The 23,816-nt window shown below is 45.7% G+C and carries 23 protein-coding genes; 7 read left to right on the plus strand and 16 right to left on the minus strand.

What is annotated here, in order from left to right:
- Positions 1-26 precede the first annotated feature (26 nt).
- The gene (locus tag LIN78_RS07625; RefSeq protein WP_227180151.1) at positions 27-602 is read left to right on the plus strand and encodes a DUF2889 domain-containing protein; all 576 of its coding nucleotides are present in this window, start codon (positions 27-29) and stop codon (positions 600-602) included.
- Here the strand turns inward: LIN78_RS07625 and LIN78_RS07630 are convergent.
- The 10 genes from LIN78_RS07630 to LIN78_RS07675 all read right to left on the minus strand — a co-directional run bounded on the left by LIN78_RS07630 (position 599) and on the right by LIN78_RS07675 (position 8,920).
- Positions 599-1,378, minus strand: a complete 780-nt coding sequence (locus LIN78_RS07630) for a DUF3025 domain-containing protein (RefSeq protein ID WP_227180154.1) — start codon at positions 1,376-1,378, stop codon at positions 599-601. The two genes, LIN78_RS07625 and LIN78_RS07630, sit on opposite strands and share 4 nt — an antisense overlap.
- 67 nt (positions 1,379-1,445) lie before the next feature.
- Positions 1,446-1,964 (minus strand): thiol peroxidase, encoded by a 519-nt coding sequence (gene tpx / locus LIN78_RS07635; protein WP_227180156.1) that lies wholly within the window; start codon positions 1,962-1,964, stop codon positions 1,446-1,448.
- Between the two features lie 147 nt (positions 1,965-2,111).
- Entirely contained in the window at positions 2,112-2,492 is a 381-nt protein-coding gene (gene gcvH, locus LIN78_RS07640; protein ID WP_227180157.1) for a glycine cleavage system protein GcvH, read from the minus strand.
- 94 nt (positions 2,493-2,586) lie between these two features.
- Complete coding sequence (locus tag LIN78_RS07645; protein ID WP_227180160.1) at positions 2,587-3,717, minus strand: DUF3426 domain-containing protein; 1,131 nt, start codon at positions 3,715-3,717, stop codon at positions 2,587-2,589.
- A gap of 18 nt (positions 3,718-3,735) precedes the next feature.
- Positions 3,736-4,629 (minus strand): 50S ribosomal protein L11 methyltransferase, encoded by an 894-nt coding sequence (prmA, locus tag LIN78_RS07650; protein ID WP_227180162.1) that lies wholly within the window; start codon positions 4,627-4,629, stop codon positions 3,736-3,738.
- A gap of 99 nt (positions 4,630-4,728) precedes the next feature.
- Positions 4,729-5,910, minus strand: coding sequence for a cystathionine beta-lyase (gene metC, locus LIN78_RS07655; protein ID WP_227180164.1), 1,182 nt, complete (start codon positions 5,908-5,910; stop codon positions 4,729-4,731).
- A gap of 9 nt (positions 5,911-5,919) precedes the next feature.
- The gene (locus tag LIN78_RS07660) at positions 5,920-6,768 is read right to left on the minus strand and encodes an undecaprenyl-diphosphate phosphatase (protein ID WP_227180166.1); all 849 of its coding nucleotides are present in this window, start codon (positions 6,766-6,768) and stop codon (positions 5,920-5,922) included.
- A gap of 66 nt (positions 6,769-6,834) precedes the next feature.
- Positions 6,835-7,851, minus strand: coding sequence for an aspartate carbamoyltransferase (gene pyrB / locus LIN78_RS07665; protein WP_227180168.1), 1,017 nt, complete (start codon positions 7,849-7,851; stop codon positions 6,835-6,837).
- 29 nt (positions 7,852-7,880) lie between these two features.
- Positions 7,881-8,363 carry a Holliday junction resolvase RuvX gene (gene ruvX / locus LIN78_RS07670; protein WP_227180170.1) on the minus strand — a complete coding sequence of 161 codons (483 nt, stop codon included), beginning with the start codon at positions 8,361-8,363 and terminating at the stop codon, positions 7,881-7,883.
- The gene (locus LIN78_RS07675; protein WP_227180172.1) at positions 8,360-8,920 is read right to left on the minus strand and encodes a YqgE/AlgH family protein; all 561 of its coding nucleotides are present in this window, start codon (positions 8,918-8,920) and stop codon (positions 8,360-8,362) included. The genes ruvX and LIN78_RS07675 overlap by 4 nt, the downstream gene beginning before the upstream one ends.
- Positions 8,921-9,032: 112 nt before the next feature.
- Here LIN78_RS07675 and LIN78_RS07680 point away from each other — a divergent pair, with 112 nt between their 5' ends.
- A complete protein-coding gene (locus LIN78_RS07680; RefSeq protein ID WP_227180174.1) occupies positions 9,033-10,448 on the plus strand; it encodes a cryptochrome/photolyase family protein in 1,416 nt (471 codons plus the stop codon).
- Positions 10,449-10,452: 4 nt separating this feature from the next.
- Here LIN78_RS07680 and LIN78_RS07685 read toward each other — a convergent pair whose 3' ends face one another.
- Genes LIN78_RS07685 through LIN78_RS07695 form a run of 3 tightly spaced genes read right to left on the minus strand, consistent with a single transcriptional unit; the run spans position 10,453 to position 13,948 of the window.
- Entirely contained in the window at positions 10,453-11,382 is a 930-nt protein-coding gene (locus LIN78_RS07685) for an energy transducer TonB (RefSeq protein ID WP_227180176.1), read from the minus strand.
- 47 nt (positions 11,383-11,429) lie between these two features.
- The gene (locus LIN78_RS07690; RefSeq protein ID WP_227180178.1) at positions 11,430-13,325 is read right to left on the minus strand and encodes a ribonuclease catalytic domain-containing protein; all 1,896 of its coding nucleotides are present in this window, start codon (positions 13,323-13,325) and stop codon (positions 11,430-11,432) included.
- A 38-nt stretch (positions 13,326-13,363) separates the two neighbouring features.
- Entirely contained in the window at positions 13,364-13,948 is a 585-nt protein-coding gene (locus LIN78_RS07695; RefSeq protein WP_227180180.1) for a YqiA/YcfP family alpha/beta fold hydrolase, read from the minus strand.
- A gap of 117 nt (positions 13,949-14,065) precedes the next feature.
- Between LIN78_RS07695 and LIN78_RS07700 the strand changes: the two genes are divergently transcribed.
- Entirely contained in the window at positions 14,066-15,166 is a 1,101-nt protein-coding gene (locus tag LIN78_RS07700; RefSeq protein ID WP_227180182.1) for an HD domain-containing phosphohydrolase, read from the plus strand.
- Positions 15,167-15,196: 30 nt separating this feature from the next.
- Here the strand turns inward: LIN78_RS07700 and LIN78_RS07705 are convergent, their stop codons facing one another.
- A complete protein-coding gene (locus LIN78_RS07705; protein ID WP_227180184.1) occupies positions 15,197-15,868 on the minus strand; it encodes a glutaredoxin family protein in 672 nt (223 codons plus the stop codon).
- A 101-nt stretch (positions 15,869-15,969) separates the two neighbouring features.
- Positions 15,970-18,000: a M3 family metallopeptidase gene (locus LIN78_RS07710; protein WP_227180187.1), complete on the minus strand. Its 2,031-nt coding sequence runs from the start codon at positions 17,998-18,000 to the stop codon at positions 15,970-15,972.
- A 192-nt stretch (positions 18,001-18,192) separates the two neighbouring features.
- Between LIN78_RS07710 and LIN78_RS07715 the strand changes: the two genes are divergently transcribed.
- Positions 18,193-18,747, plus strand: a complete 555-nt coding sequence (locus tag LIN78_RS07715; protein ID WP_227180190.1) for a gamma carbonic anhydrase family protein — start codon at positions 18,193-18,195, stop codon at positions 18,745-18,747.
- Positions 18,748-18,908: 161 nt separating this feature from the next.
- Here the strand turns inward: LIN78_RS07715 and yihA are convergent, their stop codons facing one another.
- The gene (yihA, locus tag LIN78_RS07720) at positions 18,909-19,526 is read right to left on the minus strand and encodes a ribosome biogenesis GTP-binding protein YihA/YsxC (protein WP_227180250.1); all 618 of its coding nucleotides are present in this window, start codon (positions 19,524-19,526) and stop codon (positions 18,909-18,911) included.
- A 165-nt stretch (positions 19,527-19,691) separates the two neighbouring features.
- Between yihA and LIN78_RS07725 the strand changes: the two genes are divergently transcribed.
- The 3 genes from LIN78_RS07725 to ccsB all read left to right on the plus strand — a co-directional run bounded on the left by LIN78_RS07725 (position 19,692) and on the right by ccsB (position 23,697).
- Entirely contained in the window at positions 19,692-20,339 is a 648-nt protein-coding gene (locus tag LIN78_RS07725) for a c-type cytochrome (protein ID WP_227180192.1), read from the plus strand.
- Positions 20,340-20,527: 188 nt separating this feature from the next.
- Positions 20,528-22,552, plus strand: a complete 2,025-nt coding sequence (locus LIN78_RS07730; protein ID WP_227180194.1) for a cytochrome c biogenesis protein ResB — start codon at positions 20,528-20,530, stop codon at positions 22,550-22,552.
- Positions 22,552-23,697, plus strand: a complete 1,146-nt coding sequence (ccsB, locus tag LIN78_RS07735) for a c-type cytochrome biogenesis protein CcsB (protein WP_227180196.1) — start codon at positions 22,552-22,554, stop codon at positions 23,695-23,697. Before LIN78_RS07730 ends, ccsB begins: the two co-directional genes overlap by 1 nt.
- Positions 23,698-23,816: the final 119 nt, after the last annotated feature.

The raw sequence follows: 23,816 nt of genomic DNA on the forward strand, positions 1-23,816 counted from the left end.
TATTGCCAAGGAGTATGAGGATACACATGCTACCCCCACCAGCAGAAAGAACACTTTTTCACACCAGACAAGTGGTTTGCCAAGGCTACTCGCGCTCAGATGGCCTTTGGGACATTGAAGGCAGAATCGTTGACACCAAAAGTTATGAAATGGTCTTTTACGATAACCGCGTGAGACAACCCGGTGAAGCCTTGCATGACATGACAATCCGTATCACGATTAATGAATCTTACGAGATTGTCGACGCAGATGCGATTTCCGACGCGGGCCCATTTTTGCCCTGCCCGGAAGTTGCTGTCATGTATAAAAAACTGATTGGGCTAACCATTGGCCCGGGGTTTACCAGAAAGCTAAAAACCATTTTCAAAGGCCGTGAAGGCTGTACTCACATGACCGAGTTGATGGGGCCTATTGCGACGACCGCCTACCAGACGGTTACTTCTGGTCAACGCAAGCGTCAAAGAGATTTAGGGCTAGATGTGCCATCGACCTCCCCTATTCATATTGCGCCGCTGATTGACACCTGTCACGGCTGGAGAAGTGATGGAGATGCGGTCAAAGTACAGTACCCCGAGTTCTACCAAGCCGCGGAGCAAGATTAAACGCGCTGTCTTGCAGGTCTAAAATAATCCGTATCATCGTAATAAGATGCATCTTGGCCCTCATGCCATGTTGGCACGCCCAACACGGGCAGAGGGCTTAGTTCTCTAGGCTGCATCAGCGCACCAGAAGCCAACACATTAGCGACTCGCTCATCTAAAGAGATATTTGGATTTCTAGGTAGAAACAGCGCTTTCGCCGTCCAACCGCGGAAGGGAGTCATTCCCTTTTCAAACTCAGAATGACCAAACAAAGTGTATTCAACCTCTGCCTCGGAAGTTTGCCGATCTACCCACCAAACGCCCTTCCAGTCATGCGATTGAAGTCTGGTTTTCCACGTATCATCCGCGACTTCGATAACGATGCCACATTCATCAAATAAGGTTAGCGCATCTCTCATCTTGCCACGAGCGGAGATCGTATCTTCGCTTTTCGCATGCATCGCATTCATGATGCTTTTACTGTTAGGGAAGCGAAACCAACATAAGGCATTAAAGAAATCGTGCCAATTGGCTAGCCGAGTAGGCACTTTGCCTGTTTCGTATATTTGCTTTTCGTAGGCTAAGGCTTTCATCGGTTCATCTTGCTGAATGAACTCAAGTGGCATGCCTTGATCATTGCATACATGTAGCCGAACCGCTTCTGCGTTTAACCAATCGTAAGATGGCCAATCTAGCAACCGCTGAATCGCTTCGTCCCATTCGTACAGAGGAGAAAACCATTGACCAGATTGCAACACATGAGGATTCCAGACTTGGCGTTGAGATAGCACGTCCATTCAACCTAATACAAAAAAACAAGCCTGCCATTTTACTGGCAGGCTTGTTATGCGTCAGCAGAAACCATCAACCTTCTGTCGGAGGCGGTTCTAGCGCTTTCAGTGCGCGATCATAGTTTGGTTCACTGGTAATTTCGTGCACTAGTTCAGAATGAAGCACTTTGTCTTCTTCATCTAGCACAATCACTGCGCGCGCCATCAAACCTGATAGCGGCACATCTGTGATCATCACACCATAATCTTTATAAAAATCGCGACCACGCATAGAAGATAGTGTAATTACATTTTCTAAGCCTTCTGCCGCGCACGAACGTGCTTGAGCAAATGGTAGATCGGCAGAAATCACTAGTACAACGGTGTTATCTAGTTGCCCAGCAACTTCATTAAACTTACGTGCAGAGGCAAGACAAACGGCGGTATCCAGACTTGGAACAATATTCAGGATTTTTCGTTTGCCATAAAAACTGGACAATGACACATCGTTCAGATTCTTATCGACCAACATAAAGCTCTTCGCTGTGTCACCCTCACGCGGGAAGGTTCCACCGACATTCACCGGCTCACCTCTCAGCAATACAGTAGACATTGACTGGTCTCCTTATTCGATCATCAATACGCAAGCAACCATCTTGGTTGTGCGGCATATCTATAAGAATGGGTGACTTTTCTCAAATTGGCAAGCCCATTCCTATTGGTTTATCTGAATTTCTGTCAGAAGAAAGATACTTTTAAATTAAGCACCAATCTCTGCAGCATAGCCACTCGCGTCAAGCAGTGCATCTACAGCACCAACGTCTGCAGGCTTTACTTTAAACAACCAGTTGCCGTATGGGTCTGTATTCACGGCTTCTGGGCCATCCACTACCGACTGATTCACTTCCACCACTTCCCCTGCGATTGGAGAATATACATCTGATGCAGCCTTAACGGACTCTACCACAGCACAAGCCTCTTCCGCCTCGACAACACGCCCAACCTCAGGTAATTCGATGTAAACCAAATCACCTAGCAATTCTTGGGCATGATCGGAAATCCCTACGGTCACTAATTGGTCGTTCTCTACTTTGCACCACTCATGAGAAGCGGCATATTTACGATCTGCAGGGATACTCATGTTCACTCCATAAAATAACTACAAAGATGAAGACAAAAATTGCCTTCTACACAGTTTGTGTCGAAGCAGCATCTCGCTGCTAATGAATACTTACTCAATAATAAGCTTCTACTGCATAACCTGCAGGATTAATCTCATCTAACGCCAAAGGCACTTTGAGTGTCAAGCCAGAACCACCGGGTAAAGTGGTTTGTTTTTTATCTTTTGGATTTAAGTAATCCGTAGGCGACAATACTTTTTTCGCCACCGGTTGATTATTGGTATCCGTCAGTGTTAATGCCAACATAGGATAAGCAACGGCATAGTCCGCACCGTTTCTTAGTTCTAACGATAAAATCACCGTTTTCGGTTGGCGAGATTTTTCTTCAAGCGTGACGTTATCTACCGCAAGCGCCGTCGCATCTTTTACTAATGGCACTTCACAAGTCAATTTAGGACAAAGCGTCGTCCAAATCTGTTTACTAGCAGGCCAGCTTTTTAGCAACGGCTCACGCCAAATCCATACACATTGTGCAATTAATACGAAACAGGTGATCAACGCCAAAAGGAACCATGTCCAGCTAAAGCGTTTTCTCTGACCATATTCTAACAAGGCAGACAAATCCAAATCTGGATTGGGAGACTCATCCACCACCCCAACCACGGAAGTCGGGGACGCTAACGGTGGGGCAGATTGCGTATCCACAATCACCGCAATTGGGCCTGTCGGCGTATTAATAGCGGGGCGCTGAGGCACATTAGGCGGTGGTGTTACAACGGGTGGGGCCTCTTCAACAAGCACGTCCTCATTGTGCACTTCTGCCGTCTGAGGATTGGACTCAGATGGCGTAGACGCGTTATCTGCAGCACCTAGTGCAGCTGACGCTAGATCAATATCTTTTAGCGCCTCTTCTTCGATAGAAAGAATTTTTTTACTTAATTCACTATACGCTGCATGCGTATCTGCTCCGCCAGATGAAATGATCTTTTCTGGCGCTTCTTTTGGCTTAATTTCTAATTTGTTTTCAGATGCAATGATGGTTCTTGCTTCGCCATACGCGGTTTCAGGTGCAATTTCTGCAGGTAGCTCCGTTCTTGGTCCATCTGCAGGAGGCAATAAATGCTCTAGTGCATTAAACACATAGGCACAACGCCCGCAACGCACTCGACCAGACATTGCGGCTAACTGATCCGCTTTTACACGGAAGGCAGTGCGGCAATTTGGGCATCGCGTGGCGTAGTGCATGAGCTTCCTTTTACTCTATTAACGTAGACGGGTACCGCTTAAACAAGCCCAACCTTCCCTTTGATCTTCTAATACCAGATCAAACCAAGGGGCATACGCTTCTTGAACGAGAGACACTTGTTCAACCAAAATACCAGATAACACAATCTTGCCACCTACTTCAGTTGCACCAGACAATAATGGCGCGAGCGTTCTCAGCGGGTTGGTCAAAATATTCGCAACTACCAGTGCAAATTGCCTTTCCGGCGCAGCATCAGGCAAATAAAAACTGATTTCAACTTGGTTTTGTGCGGCATTATCATTACTTGCAATCATGGCTTGCGGATCGATGTCCACACCAATCACACTACCTGCCCCTAGTTTTTTGGCTGCGATCGCTAAAATACCGGAACCACAACCATAATCCAGCACCTCGGTTCCCGGAACGAGATGTTTATCTAACCATTCCAAACACAGTCTAGTCGTTGGGTGGCTACCAGTACCAAATGCAAGCCCTGGGTCCAACCAAAGATTCACCGTGCCTTCACCCGGAGCTTCATGCCAAGTCGGCGTAATCCATAAACGATCTGAAATGCGGATTGGATCAAATTGGCTTTGGGTTAAACGAACCCAATCTTGCTCTTCCACTTTTTCAGCGGTATAGCTTGGCACATGATCCCACCCCAATCCTTCGACCAGCGCATTTACCCACGCTTCGGCATCACTATCTTCCGGCAGTAAAGCAAGCACTCGGCTATGATTCCACAAAGAATCGACCGCTTCGCCCGGCTCATTAAATAGCGGTTGCTCTTGTTCCGTCCCAGCATGTGCGTCTTCAATACTGACAGAAAGCGCGCCTAGCTCAAACAATGCATCCGAAAGCTTTTCAGCCTCTTCGCTTGACGAAAGAATTGATAAAGAAATCCAGCCCATGACATCATCCAAATTACACAGCCATCATAATGCCATGCAACACAAAATATGTAAAAAAACAGGATTGATCCAACGCAAATGAAATCAACCCAACTACCACTACATTGCTTGTCTTAACGCAGAAAACCCTTGCTCCAAATCTCGGATAAGATCTTCTGGATCTTCAAGACCAACATGAATACGCACCATGGCATTTTGCCATCTATCTGCAGTTTGAGTCCGACTGGCAGCAGGTTTCGAAGCGAGAATAAGACTCTCATATCCGCCCCAGCTATACCCAATCCCAAATAGTTTCACTGTATCGACCAAGCTCACTGCGGCTGCACGATGAACCGATGATTTAAACACCACGCCCATGAGGCTCGCGGCAACGGAAGCATTAAAGTCTCGCTTCCAGAGTTCATGCCCCGGCGCACCAGTCAGTGGCGGATACAGCACCGTTTCCACCTCTGGTTGTGTTGCTAACCAATGAGCAATCGCCAATCCATTTTTCGCATGCTGTTTCATCCGGGTAGATAGCGTTCTCACACCGCGAAGGGCGAGCGATGCTTCGTCTGCACTCACTGCCAGCCCCAGTAACTTATGCATTGCTTTAATTTTACTGAACGCGGCACCAGAGGCTAACACCACCCCCATCATGACATCAGAATGCCCACCGATGTACTTTGTCGCCGCATGAACAGAGACATCAATTCCCAATGCTTGGGGCACCCAGCCGATCGGTGTTGCCCAAGTACTATCTGACACCACGATAGCGCCGGCGTCATGCGCCACTTTCGCAATCGCAGGGATATCCTGCACTTCAAACGTATGAGAGCCCGGCGACTCAACAAATACGACTTTTGTATTTGTCTGGATCAGAGTCGCGATTTCAGCGCCGATGAGTGGATCGTAGAACGTGACTTCCACACCATTTTCACGCAAAACGTGATCGCAAAAATGACGGCTTGGGTCATAAACGCTATCAGGCATTAGCAAATGATCACCTGTACGCAATAAACCAAGCAACGTGACTGTGACCGCAGACAATCCAGATGGCGTCAGCAAGCAGCCCTCAAAGCCTTCTAGCTCACACAGCACTGACTCTAACGCCGCATGGGTTTGTGTTCCATAACGGCCATACGCCCAACGTGTACCATTTGCTGCCAATAGTTCTTTCGTATTGGGGAATAGTTGAGTAGAAGCGCGAATCACGCCGGGATTAACCGGTCCTTGAACCGATTTTGGCTCTCTACCTAAATGAGTAAGTGCGGTAGCGGCTTGATATTTATCTTCTGACATACCGATTCCTTATGAAGCCCAGCTAACAATGCCCCAGTACCATGTGGCCAGAATAATGCCGCCAAAAACAACCCGATACCATGCAAAAACAGAGAAATCGTGACGTGACACGAACCGTAGCAAGCCACGCACGGCAATAAACGCACTGATAAATGCAGTGAAACAACCAACACCAAACACTAACCAATCGGCAGACGTAAAGGCAATATGTGCGGCGCCAGCTTTAGGATGAATAACGCCCCAGAGTTCTTTTGCCGTTGCAGCAAACATCACGGGAATCGCTAAGAAGAATGAAAACTCGGTTGCGGCTTTACGTGACAAGCCAAATAGCAAACCACCAATAATGGTTGCACCACTGCGGCTAGTTCCAGGAATCAACGCCAACGCTTGGGCCAAACCAATTTTTAGTGCGTCACCATAGCTCATTTCATCCACTTCGTGCACACGCACGCGAGGCTGACGTTTCTCTGCCCATAAGATGACTAAACCACCAAGTACCAAGGCAGTTGCCACTGCAACAGGGTTAAATAAATGCTCTTTAATTTTTTTAATAAACAACACACCTAAAATTGCCGCAGGCAAAAAGGCAATGAATAGATTAATCACAAATTTCCGGGCAGAGCGCTCATAAGGTAATCGAGTCACCACATCTTTGATTCGTGCTCTAAACTCCCAGCAAACCGCCAAAATGGCAGCCAACTGAATCACGATCTCAAAAACATCCGCCTTCTCTTTTGTCCAAAAGTTAATCAGGTCACCCGCTACAATCAAGTGCCCCGTACTAGAGACAGGTAGGAACTCTGTTAAGCCTTCAACCACCCCCATGATGGCGGCTTTGATTAATAAAATGACATCCACGTTCAGTTCCTAAAGAAATGAAAAAGGCTGGCAACTTGATGCCAGCCTACAGTGATTAATAGTGTATTAAAAATAACGACGACGATTTTGCCAACGAGGGTCGCGCAATGAACCGGGGATCTCATCAACCACGCCTAGCACTAGTGCAAACAATGCCATGCGAACAGGGATACCATTGTCGGTTTGACGGAAAATCGCGAGTTGAGGATGGTCATTCAGGTCGTTATTCAACTCACAGTTTTCAGTGCGGTTATCTCGCGGTAACGGATGCATTAACACAGCATCTGGACGGCACACACGGGAAAACACATCACGATTAATGGTGTAACTACCACGAAAACGTTCTGCATCTTCTGGGTTCGGGAAACGCTCTTCTTGAATGCGTGTGGTATAGATGGCATCGACTTCATCCAATCCATCTTCTAGATTGGCCGTTTTGTAAACTGTGTGGCCACGCGCCTCTAGGTAATCCACCATCGATTGCGGCATTTGTAGTTCATCTGGCGCCACTAAATTGAAGGTAATGTTATTAAACAATGCCATCAACTTTGCCAATGAACGAACCGCACGACCGTATTTCAAGTCACCTACTAGGGCAATCCGAATACCATCAAACTGCTCTGGCGATCTTTCTAATTCTTTAGACAAGGTATACAAGTCTAGCAACGCTTGTGTTGGGTGTTCGCCTGGACCATCGCCACCATTAATCACCGGAACACAACTCGCTTCAGAAAATTCTTTGACCGCACCTAAATGAGGATGACGAACCACCATTACATCTGCGTAACCAGAAATCACACGGCTTGTATCATAAATTGACTCACCCTTAGCAAAGCTAGAGAACTCGAATCCGGTAGTATCTAACACGCGTCCACCTAGGCGTGAAAAGGCGGCGCCAAAGCTAATACGCGTACGTGTTGATGGTTCAAAAAACAAGTTTGCTAGCACTGCGCCATTTAATACTTGCGTGATTTTTTGGCCTTGCGCCACAGGCTCTAGCATTGCCGCAGTTCTAAACACCGTCGCAATATCTTCTCTTGATAACTGTTCTGCTGAAATAAGATGGCTACCCAAAAATTCCATATTTATCGACTCCAGGTCATGTGACTACTTCAGCCACCATGAGAATGATGATCAAAAAAATCTTGTAATATTTGTTGCGCAGCTAGCTGGTCTAACTTACCTTTATGCTGCTTTGCTTTAATTTGCTGATCCCACAATAAACGGCTCGCCACACTAGAGGTATAACGTTCATCTATCCATGTGACAGGAAGATTAAAGCGACCATATAAACGACGCCCAAATCTTTCTGTTAAAGCGGCAACGGGATGCGCTCCACCATCGGGATAAGATGGCCGGCCAACCACTAGCCAAACGGGTTGCCATTCTTTAATGATTGCTTCAATGGCAGCAAAACGCTTATCCGTCAGTGTTTCACTAATGACTTGCAATGGCGTGGCAAGTCGCATGAACAAATCACCCGTTGCCACCCCAATTCTTGCTTCTCCAAAATCAAACCCAAGTACAGTCCCTTGGGAAGGCAATTGCCATCCAGCTTTTGGCAGAAGCGGCGCTGGAAAGACGTCTTCGGTCATGCGTGCCCAGCTTGATCAGATAAATTCATTAAATCGATACCTAACTGAGAGATCGCCGCCTCGAATCGATTCTCCACTGGCACATCAAAAATCACTTCATGCGTCGCAGGCACAGTTAACCATGCATTCTGCGCAATTTCCTCTTCCAACTGCCCGGCATCCCACCCAGAGTATCCTAGCGTTAACATAAAATGGGTTGGGCCTTGATGCTGGCCAATTGCTTGTAGAATATCTTTTGAAGTTGTCAGTGCAAGATCACCATTCATTGCCATGGTAGAAGACCAACTGCCAACAGGGCGATGCAAAACAAACCCTCTGTCCATTTGTACCGGACCGCCAAAGAACACGGGCTGCTTGCCAATTTCCTCGTCTTCTAGCGGGATATCAACTTGCTCGTATAGTTCTTTTAACGTGAGATCCGTCGGACGGTTTACAATAATGCCTAAAGCGCCACGCTCATTGTGCTCACAAATATAGGCAATCGTCCTCATAAAATGAGGATCTTGCATATTAGGCATGGCAATTAGGAAGTGATGGGTAAGATTGACATTTTCCATAAGCAAATTATCTCACAGCTTGACGCTAAAGTGGGATTACGACTCAAACTAAGTCGACTTCGGATAATACTTATCACTCTGCATCTTGATGATTTTTGGGAAAGATAGCTCCATGACAAGACCGGTAATTTTATGGTTTCGAAGAGATTTAAGACTAGCTGACCATGCCGCGCTTTACCATGCCATTAAGACAAATGCGCCCATATTGCCGGTCTTTGTCTTTGATACCACCATATTGTCTCAGCTCTCCAAAGAAGATCGACGCGTGACATTTATCTGGGAAAGCTGCTTACAACTTCATGAAGCGCTCATCAAGCAAGGCAGTAAGTTACATATTTTGCAGGGAGACCCTCGTACCTGCATACCCGAATTTGCCCAAGCCGTCGGCGCCACAGCAGTCTTTTGCAATCGAGATTACGAACCCGCTGCTATCGAACGAGATCAGGCAGTAGCCGAACAGCTAAGCACATTCGACTGTCTGCTTTGTGACTTTAAAGATCAAGTCATCTTTGAAAAGGATGAAGTCCTTACCCAAGCCGGAAAACCTTATACCGTATTTACCCCATATAAAAACGCTTGGCTAAAAAAAGTAACGCCGTTTTACTTACGCGCGTACCCCTCCAAACCGAATACTGGCCAACTAGCAAAAGTAACGGGCTACGATTGGATGCCATTGGAAGCACTAGGGTTTGAACCACAACCATTAGCCACGAAAAATGTCTTTTCAGGCGAAGATGGGGCTGAAAAATTATGGCAAGACTTTATCCATCGCCTACCTTTTTACCATCAAACCAGAGACTTCCCATCCATAAAAGGCCCTTCTTATCTATCAATCCACTTACGGTTTGGCACCGTGTCCATCCGCCAGCTGGCCAACTTTGCCATGCACGATAGCTCATCAGGCGCCAACACCTGGTTAAGCGAACTTATTTGGCGGGATTTTTATCACCAAATTCTTTGGCATTTCCCTCATGTCGTTCACTCATCGTTTAAGGCGGAATATCAAAACCTTGCCTTTCCAAACAATCAGGCATGGTTAGACGCATGGAAAAAAGGGGAAACCGGCTATCCAATCGTTGATGCCGCGATGAGACAACTTAGCCAAAGTGGTTATATGCACAACCGACTTCGCATGGTTGCGGCATCATTTTTAGTCAAAGACCTATTAGTAGATTGGCGCTTAGGCGAGGCGTGGTTTGCAGAACAACTATTAGATTTTGATTTGGCAGCCAACAGTGGTGGCTGGCAATGGTCGGCGAGTACAGGATGTGATGCACAGCCATATTTTCGAATTTTTAATCCTATTAGCCAAAGTGAGAAATTTGATGCGGAAGGGAAATTTATTCGAAGGTATGTACCAGAGTTAGCCAATCTTTCCAACAAATGGATTCATGCCCCTTGGTTGGCTGACAGGCAAACCCTAGAAATAGCAGGGGTAACACTAGGCAAAAACTACCCCAAGCCGATTGTCGACCATGCAACGCAGAGGGAAGCGGCGCTCGCCCTCTTTAAAATTGCAAAAGGCTAATCGCCTATTCGTTTTCTAAGGTGCTATTTAGCTTACCCGTATTGGTAAACGTAAAGGTGGAGATGATCGACAATCGGTTATCTTCACCTAACACAGCAGCACCAGGCGCTTGAAATGGCCCGGCTAGCATCACTACTTTTGCTGCAGCTACGTCCAATTTTTTATTGCCAGAACTCTTGATGACTTCGACATCGTCCAAAGAGCCATCTTTGCGAATCGTCACCACGAGCTTTAGGGAGCCATACAGACCTTTCGGGTAGTTTAGCTCACCCACATGCTCCACTTTATTTTTCCACACACTGTAATACAGTGCAGAACTACTTTCTCGCGTTCTCGCCGTAATATATTTACGACGTGGTTTTTTCTGATAAGCCTCGTACTCTTTCGTTAGCTGCGCCTCTAAACGTGCAATATCAAGCTGCTTTTGAAGCTCTGCATCCCCAACATCCGTAGGCACGCCCACCTCTTGCGGTTTTAATTTCTCGACATCGACCTGGGTTTTTGACGTTTTTTGCTGATGGATTTGGCGAATAAGCTCTTGTGCCTCTGCAGCTAATGCCTGCTGTTTCTTTTGCAACTGCTCATAATCATCGCCTTTTAGATCATTATCCATCGCTGGTAGCGGCGATTTGGCCATGCGATCTGCATCGGTATTGCCACCACCATCTAGGTTAGCTTGCGCCAATGCTTGGGCGTCGACAGGCGGTTTTTTGTGCTTCGCATTCACTAGCACCACTTCTAGCTTGCGCGGCACTTTGGAAAAAGCATCTAACATCGGATCAACAAAATGGGTTTTGATCACCCCAGCATGGAGCACTAGTGATAATGCTAATGCACTCCACAGCGGCCAAGTACGCGGCTTTCTAGGCGGCGCAAATTCCACCATCAGTGCGGGAGAAAAACGAGTAGATTTTTTGTCAGAAACCGATGCCATAGGGACTCCGTGAACAGTGTGCATTCTAAGCGAGCAAAGCCTCACTGTCACGCATTCGTCATATCCTCGGTTTGCACATCTTCTTCCGCTAACGCCACTTGATCAGACTTAACAAATAGAATCCTTGCGCTGTTCTGCCAGAAGTTTAATTCGAGCACCTTCACCCGCACATTACTTCCTTGTGGCAACACGGGCATTGCTTCTGGCTTAACCACTAGCGGCATGCCCTGCAACCGAACTGCTTGCCCATCTCGTAACACAACGCCATCGAGTTCGGTAATGGATTCTTGCTCAAGATATCTTAGGCACCAATAGTTTTCCATGCGATCTTGAAAACTCAGATAGGCACTATAGGTCGCATCAAATTCGCGCATCGGCACAAAGAGATCTTGCCCTTTTGGATACGGGGCTTTTGTCTCTTGGCAGCAAGCAATTAATTGACGTTGGTTAATTAAATCGACCGCACGACGCAAAGGAGAGCTAGACCAAGCATATTGAGCAACCCCTAAACCTTGGTGAGGCTCCGCTCTAGTGGTCATCCGCACCTTGCCGGCAGACTGTGCGCGGTAAATAGCAGGAATATCATGATCAGCCAGCAATTTACCCCAATGGCTATTCACTAAGATCATCCACTCAGAGACCAGTTTATCCATTGGAGACCCTCGCTTGCGAGGCACAATAGAGACGTGTTCGCCGTCGATCACAAAACCATAATCTAGCTGGGTTGGACGATTCGCATCCGCCTTACCTCGATTCACCTCGAGTTGATTCGCCAACTTCCACAACAAGGTTAGCTCACGTTTCCACGGGTAATCTGGCGCGCCTTCATTTGCCAATGTTTCTTCATTAAAGACTGGCTCAAGCGCATCATGCCGAAGGTTTGCAACGACTTCGATCATTTCTAAGCGCGTAATATCCGGTGAAATCTCACCTGATGGCGTCACTAAGACATACAATGATAATGCAGGACAAACGCGTCCTTCTTGCAAGGTAAATTGAGAAACCAGATTTTCCGGCAACATCGTAATTTTATTGCCCGGCATATAAACCGTCGACAAACGGCTCATAGCGATTTCATCAATCGAGCCGCCTTTCTCAATACCTAGTGCAGGTGCCGCGATATGAATACCCACTTTCGCGCCGCCATCAGGCATCCATTCCACAGAAAAAGCATCATCAATTTCAGTTGTTGCGGCATCATCAATCGAAAAAGCTTTCGATGTTGATTTTGGCAAATCAGACAAATCAACCGTTGCCAACTCTACCTCAGGAAACGCAGTTCCTTTAGGGAAGTATTCAAATAAGAATGCGCCCAAATGATAATCGTGATGGCTAGTTACACCGCCCGCCTCAATCAAAAGCTGCAAAGCAGACTTTGCAGACGACTGCATGGCCAGTTCAAGTGCTTTATATTCCACGCAATTTTTATCAGGCTTATACAAGAGATGACGAACTTGAGGCGGAAAACGCTCTGGCAATTGGCCATTGACGAGCATATCTGCCATCTTGGCAATTTCTTCGGCTTGAAGACGTTTTTTCTCTTGCCCTGCAATCGCAGCCTTTAACGATTCCTCTGGCGCAGCTTTAAATCGACCTTTACCTTTACGATAAAAGTACATCGGGTTTGCATGTAGTCGGATTAACATCGCAGCAGATTGCACGCTTGCCACCGGCGATACCCCGTAATAATCAGCGGCAAATTCGAGAAAGCCAAACTCTTCATCAGGCGCCATTTCCCACAAAAAATCGACGTCTAACTCTTCAGCCTGCTGTTCAGCTAACTTTAAAAAATCACTTAATGACTCTTTAAATCGCAACATCACGTTTGAGGCTTTAATTTTGCTGCGCTTGCCAGACACACTCTCTATTTGCAAGGAAGCCTCTGCTTCACTCATCACGTGGCCGACTTTGAAACTTCCATCTTCTTCAAACAATACATTCATGACAAACGCAACACTGAAATCAAAAAATTAATAGGCCATTATACCGGAGAACGAGGCATTACCGCCTGACTGTCTGCATAAGAAATAATTTGAGGCAACCAAACATCAAACCCATCAAATCGATGCGAGCCACCCTCTTCTAAAGTGATCTTTGCCCCCTGAAAATGAGCAACTGCAGCCTGATAATCGAGTACCTCATCGCCTTTTTGCTGCATCAGCCAATATCGATCAGGATTAGTAACTGGCAATGCCATTTGCCGCCACACCGCCAAATCCAGATCCGTTAAGCGATATTCACAACCCGTATAGGGATTGCGATGCAGACCTAGTCTTGAAGCAAGTAAAGTCGGCGCCTCCACCGCAGGATTAATCAAAATAGCCGGTAATGCATACTTTTCGGCCAACCATTGCGCGTAAAAGCCACCAAGCGAACTCCCCACCAAACACAATGGTTCAGATGACTTTTCCACTAACTCGCACATCACATCTGCCGCCGCCATTGGCCGATCAGGCAACATCGGCACCATTAGGTCACTCCTACCTAGCGCATCGATATACCGACCTAATTCCCATGCCTTTGCAGACCGAGGGCTCGATTGAAACCCATGTAAATACAGCAGCATTATTCACCTTACCTCTCAAAAAAAGCAGTTTGCAATCCCAATTTTTATTATCTATAAAACGATAAAGAGACACTTAAATACATCAAAACATCATACTTGCGCTAAAGGTTCTTTCAGATGGATCTCGGAAAAACAAACCTATCGCTTCTTCCTGAAGTTATTGGATTAATGGATGAGTCCATGGAGCGCATTGAACCCGATATTAACCAACTCATCGAAGACCCTAGCTATACAGAATTGATGAATGATATTTACAGAGAAGTCCATTCTATCAAGGGAAACTTCGCTATGTGCCAATGTGACCCATTGGTAAACTACGCCCACAAAATAGAAGAGGTTCTTTCCGCTGTAAAAAAAGGAAGCTTTCCCTGTAGTGGCGTGATTGGTGAAGTCATCCTTTTGTCGCTAGATCGTTTACGGGAAATGGCTGTACAAGTCTCTAATGTCCGAACATTAGCGGGTTTCGAACCAGGGGTAATAGAAGAGGAGCTGATGAAATTACCCACATGTCCAGCAGCACAAGCAGATGAACTTGCCATACAAATTATCGATTTAATGTCAGGTAGATACGCCCCCACGACGGAAACCGACAACCCGGCAGACCCAACTGAAAAAAACACCTCTGCCGACTTAGACGCAGACCTAGCCTTTTTCGCTCGCTTATCCAAGTTATTTGACAATAAAAATCCATTCTGGTCTGGCAGAACAGAATTTCAAATGACCTTAGCTATGGCGATCAACCGCGCGGCAGGCAAACCCATCAATGAAAAACAACTCGCAGCAGCTGTCTATCTACATGATTTTGGAATGGCTTTACTGCCAGAGTCCCAACTTCAAAAAATGGGAAAATATGAAGCCAATGAATTAGAAGGCATTCATGCACACCCCGTTTTTGCCAGCGAAATATTGATGCGAATGCCTAACTGGCAACCAGCTTCGGTAATGGTCATGCAGCACCATGAAAGAGTAGACGGCAGAGGCTATCCGAAAGGGCTAAAAGAAGATGCTATTTGTGATGGCGCGAAAATCTTAGCCATTGTCGATGCGTTTTTCTCCATGACTAACCCGCGTGCAGATCGCACCTATGGCAAATCGTTATTGCGCGCAGTATCTGAAATCAATGCCTGTGCAAATGCACAATTTAGCAAGAAATGGGTAGATGTGTTCAATGGCTTAGCGATGGAAAAAATACGCCAACAAAATAAAAAAGCCGCATGATGTTCATGCGGCTTTTAGAACAAAAGAGCTTTATTCACCAGGCGGTTTAATTGGCGCACTAGATGATCCTGCACTTGAAGAGGCGCTACTACTAGACGAACTTGTTGTGCTAGATGATGAGGAAGATCCTGCACTTCCTGAAGATGATTTGTTTGCGGCAGGAGCGGATCCTGCACTCGCACTCCCTGTAGGCTTAGAAGCATCATCTACCGACTTAACCCCTCGCATACTAGTTTTTGGATACCCAGCAGCATCAAGCGCAGCTGTCCATGCTGCCTCATCATACCCCTTCAACACTTTTGTACCGACAGTCAATACCGGTACCTGCAGCGAGCCAACCAATTTTTTCAATTGCTCAGCTGAAGCACCTTCTGTCTCAGGGTTCTTCTGCGAAAATGGAATACCTCGATTATTCAACAAGGTTACTGCTTTGATACACAAATCGCATTTATTTGCGTACAGCACAACAGGATTACGCTTCATTGCATCTTGCACTGCAAATGGCAAACCACCGGAAGAAACAACATTCCCGCCCAAGTTTTTAACCTGTCCATCCTTCGCATTTGCAGGAGGGGGTTGGTCTGAGTAAACCTTTTTGCCCGTTGCAGGGTCAGTCCATACATAAATCTGAGCAGTAGCAACGCCACTTAATGCAATCAGAGCCATCGAAAGCGAGATGTTTTTTAGCAATTTATTTAGCATGCAACTATTCCCTGCAACAATATTTGAGGTCGAATTATTCAATTTTCATATCAATAGAACAATTGGTCAACCGATTCCCCACAAGTTAAACAACAATTTACTCAAGCCAAACCATTGTGTCTTAATAATGCATCGGCCGCCGGCTGTCTGCCTCTAAACGCAACAAAAGAGTCCATCGCCGGCCGACTTCCACCAACTGCTAAAATCTCTTGTCGGAAACGCGTCCCCGTTTCGGTATTTAAAACGCCCTCTTCTTCAAATGCAGAGAATGCATCCGCAGATAATACCTCTGCCCACTTATAACTATAGTAGCCCGCCGCATATCCACCGCCAAAGATATGGCCAAAACTATTTGGAAAACGATTGTACTCAGGCGGGATCGCAACAGCGACATCTTTACGCACATTGTCTAGCACTTGTTGAATGTCGCTTACCTGCGTAAATGTCCGTCCATCATGGATCATTAAATCAAACAGAGAAAATTCTAGTTGGCGCACCATCTGCATACCACTTTGGAAGTTCTTTGCTGCCAACATCTTATCAAACAAGGACTTAGGCATCCGCTCACCCGTATCGGCATGTTCGGTCATCTCTTCCAATACAGACCACTCCCAGCAGAAATTCTCCATAAACTGGCTAGGCAACTCGACGGCATCCCACTCCACGCCATTAATACCCGATACACCACGAACAGACACTTCAGTTAGCATGTGGTGCAAGCCGTGACCAAACTCGTGGAACAGGGTGATTACATCGTCAAAGCTAAAGTATGCAGGCTCGTCACCTACTGGCGCAGGGAAGTTACAAACTAAGTAGGCAACTGGATACTGAAGCGGTGAAGCAGTTCTTTGGCAGCGCGTAATCGCATCATCCATCCAGGCACCACCTCGCTTACCTGAACGGGCATAAAGATCCAAGTAGAACTGACCAACCAAGCTGTCATCTTTATTTTTAATACTATAAAAACGTACTGTCGGATGCCACACCTCAGCCTCTGTCTGAACAACCTTCACATCAAATAATGTTTGTATAACTTTAAACAAGCCAGCCAACACTTTATGCTCAGGCAGATAACGTCTTACTTCTTGCTCAGAAAAATCATAAGCCGATTGCCTTAGTTTTTCTGACACAAATGGCACATCCCACATTTGCATATCATCAATTGCCAATTGTCCGGCAAAGGCCCTCAAGCTACCCATATCTGATTTAGCAAATGGCTTAGCTTTAGCAGAAAGGTCTTTTAAAAACGAAATCACCGTTTTTGAAGAGTCTGCCATCTTTGCTTCAATCGATAGCGCAGAGAAATCACTAAAGCCTAACAATTTAGCTTCTTCATCGCGCAGTACAAGTAGGCGCGTCATCACCGGGCCATTGTCTAACGCTTGCGGCCCAAACTCAGAGGCTCTTGTTACATAGGCACGATACAACTCTTCTCGTAACGCTCGATTTTCTGCGTATTGCATCACAGGCAAATAGGAAGGCATTTGCAGTGTTAGCTTAAAACCTGTTTTATTCTCTTCTTCGGCTGCTTGGCGATACATTTCTAGCATTTCTTCTGGAATACCAGTTAGTTCGGATTCATCTTCCACATACTTTACATAAGCATCTGTTGCATCTAATAAATGATTTGAAAACTGATTCGACAACTCCGCCATTTCTGACTGAATCTCAGCAAAACGAACCTTATCGGCTTCAGACAACTCCGCACCAGACAGGCGAAAATCTCTTAGTTCATTTTGCAAAAAGCGCTGCTGCTCTGATGTTGCTTCATTCTTATACCACTCGCTTGTCACCAACTGCTTATAAAGGTGATACAGCGCCTCGTTCTGGCCAAGTGCTGTATAGAACTCAGTTACTTTCGGTAAATTTTCATTGTAGGCATCTCTTAATTCAGGCGTATTCACCACCGCATTTAAATGCCCTGCCACGCCCCAGGCTCTAGAGAGTTTCTCTAAAGCGATATCTAGTGGTTCGATTAAGTTATTCCAGCTTGGTAGCTCATTCTGCGAAGTTAGCTGAGCAATGACTGCGCTTGCATTAGCAAGCAATTCATCCATTGCAGGCGAGAGATGCTCTGGTTTTACACTGGAAAATCGTGGAAGGCCATCGGCCAGTAATAGAGGATTACTCATCAACATCTTCTTTCGCATGAATTAGGTATTGTGTGTTGCAACCAATCAATTACATCATCTAAAAACTGGAAGCCATTCACAATATGGTTTGTTCGCATTTAACCGTTTTACGGTCTTGATTAGATATAGATACGGCCATCTTGCCAATACTCAAGTAAAATTCATTTATTCTTTTCATACTTGGATTTCAATATGACTATCTCTGCTTACTTAGAGACAACCCCCACAATCGAGGAAGGTTGTTACGTACACGCCAGCGCCCAAGTCATTGGCGATGTTAAATTAGGAAAAGACAGCTCTATCTGGTGTAACGCGGTGCTACGGGGTGACGTTAATCATATTGAAATTGGCAACTTTAGCAATGTCCAAGACCTCACGATGTGCCATGTTTCTCACAAAACACCAGAGAAACCGAATGGCTCTCCACTTATTATTGGAGATTACGTCACAATTGGCCACAATGTCGTACTTCATGGCTGCAAAATTGGAAATGAGGTACTCGTCGGAATGGGGTCCATCATTATGGATGATGTCGTGATCGAAGATAAAGTCATGATTGGAGCCGGCAGTTTAGTTTCACCAGGAAAAACACTTGCATCTGGTTATTTATACATTGGGCGCCCAGCACAGGCGGTCCGGCCACTAACCGAAAAAGAACTTGGCTTTCTAAAATACTCTGCCGAACATTATGTCCGTGTAAAAAACAATCACATCAAAACCGAACAGCAGCAGCCCCCGACCGAGTAAAACAAGCTAGTACAAAATAAAAAACCCCGGGTCTTCTAAGATCCGGGGCCAAAACCTTGATTATTAGAACAAGGCACCCGCTCAGGGAGGAAAGCGGGGAGCTCGTAGCGCTCAAGAGTAAGAGTGACCTACTCCAGCAAAGTTCCAATCAATCATCATCTTTACAAAACTTCACTAACCTCTTCAGGTTCCGCAGGATACAACCAAGAAAGAACGGTCGCCTCAGCTTCTTCAACACCAGATTTTTTTAAACTAGAGAAAAGCTGCACTGACACTTGCGGCCAGTCAGCAACTGCTTTTTTCACCAGACTTAACTGCTTCGCACATTCCTGACGCGTTAACTTGTCAGCTTTAGTCAATAAAATGTGAATCGGCTTTTTCGTTGGCGCAAACCACTCCAACATCTGCCAATCCAGATCTTTTAATGGATGGCGGCTATCCATAATCACCACCAAGCCTTTTAATTGCTCGCGAAGTCTTAAATAATCGCCCAACAAACCTTCCCAATGTTTACGGACGGCATTTGGCACTTGCGCATATCCATAGCCGGGCAAGTCCACGACATGAACGCCGTCAGTAATTTGGAAAAAGTTAATATGTTGTGTACGACCAGGTGTTTTACTCGTAAAAGCCAAGCGGGTGTGTTTGGCCAACGTATTAATAGCACTCGATTTGCCCGCGTTGGATCGCCCCGCAAAAGCCACTTCGGCTAATGTCTGTGGCAAATCTGACAAATGATTGACGGTAATAAAGAATTTAAGCTGCTGAAGACTAGGCATTGGGGCGTGGCGATATAGCGCATCTAACAAAAGGTGTTTAGAATAGCGTGTTTAGAATGGTGGCGAAAGTCTGACTGCGCAATTTATTACCTTTTCGCGCAAAAGATGTTGTTTGTCTGTGACGCCAGCCAGCAAGAATTTTATTCATAGCTAGGAGTTTTATTCATGAAGCGTACCCGTATTGTGGCCGCATTGATCGCCACAGTCATCGCTCCGTTTGCCTTGGCTGGTGAACCAGTGAAGGGCGACCCAAGCAAAGGTCAACAAATCGCCAGCACGGTATGTGCAGCCTGTCACGCAGCGGACGGCAATAGTGCGGTGCCAGCCAACCCAAAACTAGCCGGTCAACACGCTGAATACATTGAGAAACAGCTGAAACAGTTCAAAGCGCCAATGGATCCGAAAAAACCAGAAGACTGGCGCGGTGGTGCAAACCCAATGCGCGGCATTGTGACAGCACTGTCTGATACAGATATTGCTAATGTTGCAGCTTACTACTCTATGCAAAAACCAAAACCAGGCAAAGGCCAAGGTAAAGACGTAGCCGCAGCAGGTGAGCGCATCTACCGTGGTGGTATTGCGGCCAAAGGTGTTCCAGCCTGTATGGCATGTCACGGCCCAAGCGGCGCTGGCATTCCAGTGCAATATCCTCGCCTAGCAGGACAACACAGTGATTACATTGTTGCTCAGCTAAATGCTTTCCGCTCTGGTCAACGTGCAAACGATGTAAACAAGATGATGCGCACTGCTGCGTCTCGTATGTCTGACACCGAGATCAAACAAGTAGCAGAATACATTGCCGGCCTACGTTAATTAGTTAACTGCCTGATTTAACAAATTAATCGGGCATTGACTAGACGCAATCGCGCTAGCACATAACAAGGCTATCATCCGATAGCCTTGTTTTGCTTTTATCGTTTGGAACTTAATATTACTCACGCAGTCTAGTTAAGGTTCTACGCTTTGCCTTTAGGGCTCATTTAAATTTTGTCAGGTATATTGTGCGGAAACATTCCAGAGCCTATTCGGTATACGAATTACTCAGTTCAATGCGGTTTGCCGTCACCTTATTGGTGGTTATTGCTTTAGCCTCCATTATTGGTACCATCATTAAGCAAAATGAATCTTACACAGGCTACCTAGTTGAATTTGGACCGTTCTGGTTTGAAATTTTTAAACGCTTAGGCTTTTATAATATCTACAGTGCAGGCTGGTTTTTAGGCATTATGGCCTTCTTGGTTTTATCCACCGGTCTTTGCATTTATCGACACACCCCACAATTCTTAAAAGAAATGCGAAGTTATCGTGAAAATGCCACGCTTAACTCGCTCTCACTGTTTAAACACCAGCAATCCTTTGACGTTTCCAATTCAGCAAACACCCAAGAAAAACTGCAAAGTTTTTTAAGCAAACATAACTACCGTTTCAAAGAAAAACAAAATGACGGTCATTTACTACTTGCAGGGAAAAAAGGAACCTTTCAAAAGTTAGGTTACTTTTTCGCACATGCAGCGATTATCTTAATCTGCGTTGGTGGTTTGGCTGATGGCAATTTATTTATCAGAGCGCAAGAGTGGTTCAACGGCAAGCACGTGGAAAAAAGAGATTTACGAGTAAGCGAAATTCCAGAATCTAGTAAACTTCCTACCAGTAATCCAACCTTTAGAGGCAATGTAACGATTCCTGAAGGAAGCAGCACCGATGTCCTATTTCTCAACCATAAAGATGGCTATTTCGTTCAAGAACTACCTTTTCTCGTCACGCTCAAGAAGTTTCATGTAGAGCACTACCCTACTGGTCAGCCTAAAAAATTTGCTAGCGACATCGTGGTTACGATGAAAGACTCAGGCAAAGTGATTAACGGAACCACCAGTGTAAACCACCCGGTGATTGTTGACGGCATTGCCATCTATCAAGCAAGTTTTGGCGATGGCGGCTCTCCTGTTTCCTTGAAGTCTTGGAATCTCGCCTCTCCAAGCGAAGAAGCTTCCGCAGTTGAGGGCGTTTCTCAAAGCACAAAACAATTAGCACTCGCAGGAAAACCCGCCTCACTAGAGCTAGGTGACTTCCGCTTCTTCAATATTGAAAACTTTGACCGCACAGAAGACAAAGCAAAACAAGACTTTGTCGATCGTTTCAAGGGAGATATGCAAGATGCGGCCAAAGTGACCAAGCCAAAAACATTACACAATGTGGGCCCTAGTATTACCTTCAAATGGAGAGATGCAACTGGTCAGGCGATTGAATATATCAACTATATGCAACCGGTTACCCTTGAAGGTGCACCGTACTTCATCAGTGGCATGAAAACACGGGTGCAAGACCCCTATCGCTACTTCCGCTTTCCTGCCGATCGCAACGGTGAAATTACGGGCTTTATGAAACTAAGAGCCCTACTACTGAATCCTGAGGAGCGAGAAAACTTAGCAAACCTCACTGCCAACCAAGCATTAAGTAGCAGTGCGTTATCTGAGACATTTAGGGTCCAGTTTGTAGATAGTGCGGAACGGGTCTTGGCCACCTTTGCCAAAGGAGGCTTCCCAGCGCTAGACGAACAACTCAAAGCAAGTGTCCCGCAGGACAAACGCAATGAGGTTGCTGGCATTTACATGAAGATCTTACAAACAGCTGCATTAGAGGCGTATAAAAAGAGTAGCCAACAACAAAATGTCTCTGGAGATGAAATGCGGTTTGTCCTAGATAGTCTCGTCTCGATGAGCGCATTAAATGATTACGGAACCCCTGTATACTTGCAGCTAACTAATTTTCAGCAAATTCAAGCCAGTGGATTTCAGATTGCACGTGCACCGGCTAAAAATCTAGTCTATTTGGGCTGTTTGCTGCTCGTTATTGGTATTTTTGCCATGTTCTACATTCAAGAATATCGGGTATGGCTAGTGATCCAAAAAGATAAAGTGATGTTTGCCATGTCAGGGAACCGCAAGCATCAACAGTTTGAGCAATTGTACCAACAGCACTTATCAGAGTTGCAGCAGCTATTGGTCACACCAACGGAGAAATCGTGATGGAATTGGCAAATCAGCAAACCATCTCTACTCAGGAAAAATGGTTTAAGCCAAACCTTTTTGATATTTTGTTTGCCCTATTTGTGATTGGTGGTGCCGCCTTTGCTTTTCACAAATTTGCAGACTTTATGGATATTTATGAAAAAGGGATTCTGATTGGCGCAACGCCATGCATTATTGCATTGGGCTGGTACTGGCAAGCAACTCGCACGCTCATGGTTTCGATGACGGCGCTCAGTTTATTCGCCATCCAACTCTATGATGGCTCACTTGCGAATGCAGATACGAAGTTTATCCTGAAATATTGGTTATCTAGCCAATCCGCCATCATGTGGATGGGGGTTTTATATGTATTTGCCCTGTTCATTGGCTGGCTTGGACTATTTAGACAATCCACCTTCTTAGGCAACTTCGCAAAATTCCTTGTTTGGGCAGGAACCTGTTTTGGTTTTACCGGCATGTTTGTACGCTGGTATGCAAGTTACCTGTTAGGTCAAGATGTTGGACACATTCCCGTGTCTAACCTATATGAAGTATTTGTGCTTTTCTGTTTGATTGCTGCATTGGTGGCATTATTCTATTCAGAACGTTACGAAAGCCAGCAACTCATTCCTTTTGCGTTAGTCGTCATTAATGCAGCGGTTGTCTTTACCGTTTGGTACACCGTCTCGCGTGGCGCTCAACAAATACAACCGCTTATTCCTGCTTTGCAATCTTATTGGATGAAAATTCACGTACCTGCCAACTTTGTGGGTTACGGTGGTTTTGCCTTTGCTGCGATGATCGGTGTGGCACAGTTACTGACGCAAACCAAAATGGCTAAATTTTTACCACCATCCACACTACTAGATGAGGTAATGTATAAAGCAATTGCAATTGGTTTCTTCTTTTTCACCATTGCAACAATCTTAGGCGCATTATGGGCAGCAGAAGCTTGGGGCGGCTATTGGTCTTGGGACCCTAAAGAGACTTGGGCACTCATCGTTTGGTTAAACTATGCGGCTTGGTTACACTTACGCCTCATCAAAGGCTTAAGAGGAATGGCTTTAGCATGGTGGGCGGTTGGTGGGTTGCTAGTGACTACCTTTGCCTTTTTAGGCGTAAATATGTGGCTTTCCGGCATGCACTCGTACGGTGGTCTATAATAAATTAATAGAATATTCGCAATATTTTTATGTCGTTTGATTGTTTGTTGACAACAGAGATATTGCTTGTGGCAAATATAAAGTATAAATTGTCATATTATTCTTGCACAATTGAAGCG

Source organism: Leeia speluncae (assembly GCF_020564625.1).
Classification (GTDB): domain Bacteria; phylum Pseudomonadota; class Gammaproteobacteria; order Burkholderiales; family Leeiaceae; genus Leeia; species Leeia speluncae.

Bases quoted from the DNA above. Each gene is read 5' to 3' on its own strand.
- LIN78_RS07715 (WP_227180190.1), top strand. From the start codon at position 18,193: ATGACTATCTCTGCTTACTTAGAGACAACCCCCACAATCGAGGAAGGT.
- LIN78_RS07695 (WP_227180180.1), bottom strand. From the start codon at position 13,948: ATGCTGCTGTATTTACATGGGTTTCAATCGAGCCCTCGGTCTGCAAAG.
- LIN78_RS07710 (WP_227180187.1), bottom strand. From the start codon at position 18,000: ATGAGTAATCCTCTATTACTGGCCGATGGCCTTCCACGATTTTCCAGT.
- ruvX (WP_227180170.1), bottom strand. From the start codon at position 8,363: ATGACCGAAGACGTCTTTCCAGCGCCGCTTCTGCCAAAAGCTGGATGG.
- prmA (WP_227180162.1), bottom strand. From the start codon at position 4,629: ATGGGCTGGATTTCTTTATCAATTCTTTCGTCAAGCGAAGAGGCTGAA.
- LIN78_RS07690 (WP_227180178.1), bottom strand. From the start codon at position 13,325: ATGAATGTATTGTTTGAAGAAGATGGAAGTTTCAAAGTCGGCCACGTG.
- LIN78_RS07645 (WP_227180160.1), bottom strand. From the start codon at position 3,717: ATGCACTACGCCACGCGATGCCCAAATTGCCGCACTGCCTTCCGTGTA.
- pyrB (WP_227180168.1), bottom strand. From the start codon at position 7,851: ATGGAATTTTTGGGTAGCCATCTTATTTCAGCAGAACAGTTATCAAGA.
- LIN78_RS07705 (WP_227180184.1), bottom strand. From the start codon at position 15,868: ATGCTAAATAAATTGCTAAAAAACATCTCGCTTTCGATGGCTCTGATT.
- gcvH (WP_227180157.1), bottom strand. From the start codon at position 2,492: ATGAGTATCCCTGCAGATCGTAAATATGCCGCTTCTCATGAGTGGTGC.
- LIN78_RS07625 (WP_227180151.1), top strand. From the start codon at position 27: ATGCTACCCCCACCAGCAGAAAGAACACTTTTTCACACCAGACAAGTG.
- yihA (WP_227180250.1), bottom strand. From the start codon at position 19,526: ATGCCTAGTCTTCAGCAGCTTAAATTCTTTATTACCGTCAATCATTTG.
- metC (WP_227180164.1), bottom strand. From the start codon at position 5,910: ATGTCAGAAGATAAATATCAAGCCGCTACCGCACTTACTCATTTAGGT.
- ccsB (WP_227180196.1), top strand. From the start codon at position 22,552: ATGGAATTGGCAAATCAGCAAACCATCTCTACTCAGGAAAAATGGTTT.
- LIN78_RS07675 (WP_227180172.1), bottom strand. From the start codon at position 8,920: ATGGAAAATGTCAATCTTACCCATCACTTCCTAATTGCCATGCCTAAT.
- LIN78_RS07685 (WP_227180176.1), bottom strand. From the start codon at position 11,382: ATGGCATCGGTTTCTGACAAAAAATCTACTCGTTTTTCTCCCGCACTG.
- LIN78_RS07630 (WP_227180154.1), bottom strand. From the start codon at position 1,378: ATGGACGTGCTATCTCAACGCCAAGTCTGGAATCCTCATGTGTTGCAA.
- LIN78_RS07725 (WP_227180192.1), top strand. From the start codon at position 19,692: ATGAAGCGTACCCGTATTGTGGCCGCATTGATCGCCACAGTCATCGCT.
- LIN78_RS07700 (WP_227180182.1), top strand. From the start codon at position 14,066: ATGGATCTCGGAAAAACAAACCTATCGCTTCTTCCTGAAGTTATTGGA.
- tpx (WP_227180156.1), bottom strand. From the start codon at position 1,964: ATGTCTACTGTATTGCTGAGAGGTGAGCCGGTGAATGTCGGTGGAACC.
- LIN78_RS07680 (WP_227180174.1), top strand. From the start codon at position 9,033: ATGACAAGACCGGTAATTTTATGGTTTCGAAGAGATTTAAGACTAGCT.